1 rRNA gene is annotated in these 3026 nt (G+C 49.5%); it reads left to right on the top strand.

Annotated features, from left to right (window positions below):
- Nucleotides 1–101: 101 nt before the first annotated feature.
- Nucleotides 102–2999: ribosomal RNA gene (locus HMPREF3279_RS00685) — 23S ribosomal RNA — on the top strand.
- Nucleotides 3000–3026: the final 27 nt, after the last annotated feature.

Raw genomic sequence — 3026 nt, 5'->3', positions numbered from 1 at the left:
AGGGATAAGAAAAAGTCTGAGTAAGAAGAAAATCTTGATTGAACAAAAGCAATCAAGTGTTTAGTTAAAAAACGCAACATCAAGAATTTTTGAGGTTGTATAGTTAAGTGACTAAGCGTACAAGGTGGATGCCTTGGCAATCAGAGGCGACGAAGGACGTGCTAATCTGCGAAAAGCTTGGATGAGTCGATAAGAGGCGTTTAATCCAAGATGTCCGAATGGGGAAACCCAGTAGATGAAGAATCTACTATCACTTACTGAATCCATAGGTAAGTGAGGCAAACCGGGAGAACTGAAACATCTAAGTACCCCGAGGAAAAGAAATCAACCGAGATTTCGTTAGTAGCGGCGAGCGAACGCGAAGGAGCCTGTTAGTGATAATGACAGAGACAGAGGAACAAGCTGGGAAGCTTGGCGATACAGGGTGATAGCCCCGTACTCGAAGTCCAGGTTATGGTACTAAGCTAACGATAAGTAGGGCGGGACACGTGATATCCTGTTTGAAGATGGGGGGACCATCCTCCAAGGCTAAATACTCCTGATTGACCGATAGTGAACCAGTACTGTGAAGGAAAGGCGAAAAGAACCCCGGTGAGGGGAGTGAAATAGAACCTGAAACCTTGTACGTACAAGCAGTGGGAGCCCTTTAAGGGTGACTGCGTACCTTTTGTATAATGGGTCAGCGACTTATATTTTGTAGCGAGGTTAACCGAATAGGGGAGCCGAAGGGAAACCGAGTCTTAACTGGGCGTCTAGTTGCAAGGTATAGACCCGAAACCCGGTGATCTAGCCATGGGCAGGTTGAAGGTTGGGTAACACTAACTGGAGGACCGAACCGACTAATGTTGAAAAATTAGCGGATGACTTGTGGCTGGGGGTGAAAGGCCAATCAAACCGGGAGATAGCTGGTTCTCCCCGAAATCTATTTAGGTAGAGCCTTGAGCGGACACCTTCGGGGGTAGAGCACTGTTTCGGCTAGGGGTCCATCCCGGATTACCAACCCGATGCAAACTACGAATACCGAAGAGTGATACTCAGGAGACACACGGCGGGTGCTAACGTCCGTCGTGGAGAGGGAAACAACCCAGACCGCCAGCTAAGGTCCCAAAGTCTATATTAAGTGGGAAACGAAGTGGGAAGGCTTAGACAGCTAGGATGTTGGCTTAGAAGCAGCCATCATTTAAAGAAAGCGTAATAGCTCACTAGTCGAGTCGGCCTGCGCGGAAGATGTAACGGGGCTCAAATATAGCACCGAAGCTGCGGCATCAGTAGCAATACTGTTGGGTAGGGGAGCGTTCTGTAAGCGGATGAAGGTGAATCGAGAGGTTTGCTGGACGTATCAGAAGTGCGAATGCTGACATAAGTAACGATAAAACGGGTGAAAAACCCGTTCGCCGGAAGACCAAGGGTTCCTGTCCAACGTTAATCGGGGCAGGGTGAGTCGGCCCCTAAGGCGAGGCTGAAAAGCGTAGTCGATGGGAAACGGGTTAATATTCCCGTACTTGGATAAACTGCGATGTGGGGACGGAGCAGGTTAGGTTATCGCACTGTTGGATATGTGCGTTTAAGTTGGTAGGTGAGAAGTTTAGGCAAATCCGGACTTCTATAACACCGAGAGATGATGACGAGGCTCTACGGAGCTGAAGTAACCGATACCACACTTCCAGGAAAAGCCACTAAGCTTCAGGTTTATCTAAACCGTACTGAAAACCGACACAGGTGGTCAGGTAGAGAATACTCAGGCGCTTGAGAGAACTCGGGTGAAGGAACTAGGCAAAATAGCACCGTAACTTCGGGAGAAGGTGCGCCGGCGTAGATTGTAGTCCCTTGCGGGCGAAGGTTGAACCGGTCGAAGATACCAGCTGGCTGCAACTGTTTATTAAAAACACAGCACTCTGCAAACACGAAAGTGGACGTATAGGGTGTGATGCCTGCCCGGTGCTGGAAGGTTAATTGATGGTGTAATCGAAAGAGAAGCTCCTGATCGAAGCCCCAGTAAACGGCGGCCGTAACTATAACGGTCCTAAGGTAGCGAAATTCCTTGTCGGGTAAGTTCCGACCTGCACGAATGGCATAATGATGGCCAGGCTGTCTCCACCCGAGACTCAGTGAAATTGAAATCGCCGTGAAGATGCGGTGTACCCGCGGCTAGACGGAAAGACCCCGTGAACCTTTACTATAGCTTGACACTGAACATTGAATTTTGATGTGTAGGATAGGTGGGAGACTATGAAGATGATACGCCAGTATTGTTGGAGTCGTCCTTGAAATACCACCCTTTAACGTTTGATGTTCTAACGAAGATTACGAAACGTGGTCTCGGACAGTGTCTGGTGGGTAGTTTGACTGGGGCGGTCTCCTCCCAAAGAGTAACGGAGGAGCACGAAGGTTTGCTAATGACGGTCGGACATCGTCAGGTTAGTGCAATGGTATAAGCAAGCTTAACTGCGAGACAGACAAGTCGAGCAGGTACGAAAGTAGGTCATAGTGATCCGGTGGTTCTGAATGGAAGGGCCATCGCTCAACGGATAAAAGGTACTCCGGGGATAACAGGCTGATACCGCCCAAGAGTTCATATCGACGGCGGTGTTTGGCACCTCGATGTCGGCTCATCACATCCTGGGGCTGAAGTAGGTCCCAAGGGTATGGCTGTTCGCCATTTAAAGTGGTACGCGAGCTGGGTTTAGAACGTCGTGAGACAGTTCGGTCCCTATCTGCCGTGGGCGTTGGAGAATTGATTGGGGCTGCTCCTAGTACGAGAGGACCGGAGTGGACGCACCACTGGTGTTCCGGTTGTGTCGCCAGACGCATTGCCGGGTAGCTAAGTGCGGAAGAGATAAGTGCTGAAAGCATCTAAGCACGAAACTTGCCAAGAGATGAGTTCTCCCTGTTTTTAAGACAGTAAGGGTTGTTTAAGACTAAGACGTAGATAGGTCTGGTGTGTAAGCGGTGCGAGCCGTTGAGCTAACAGATACTAATTGCCCGAGAGGCTTAACTATACAACGCTCAAGGGTTTTGGGTGTTGG

The sequence above is a fragment of the Haemophilus sp. HMSC71H05 genome, assembly GCF_001838635.1.
In the GTDB taxonomy this organism is placed as follows: domain Bacteria; phylum Pseudomonadota; class Gammaproteobacteria; order Enterobacterales; family Pasteurellaceae; genus Haemophilus_D; species Haemophilus_D parainfluenzae_R.
Note: the sequence above shows the minus strand (reverse complement) of the source record. Positions and strands in the feature narration are given on the sequence as shown.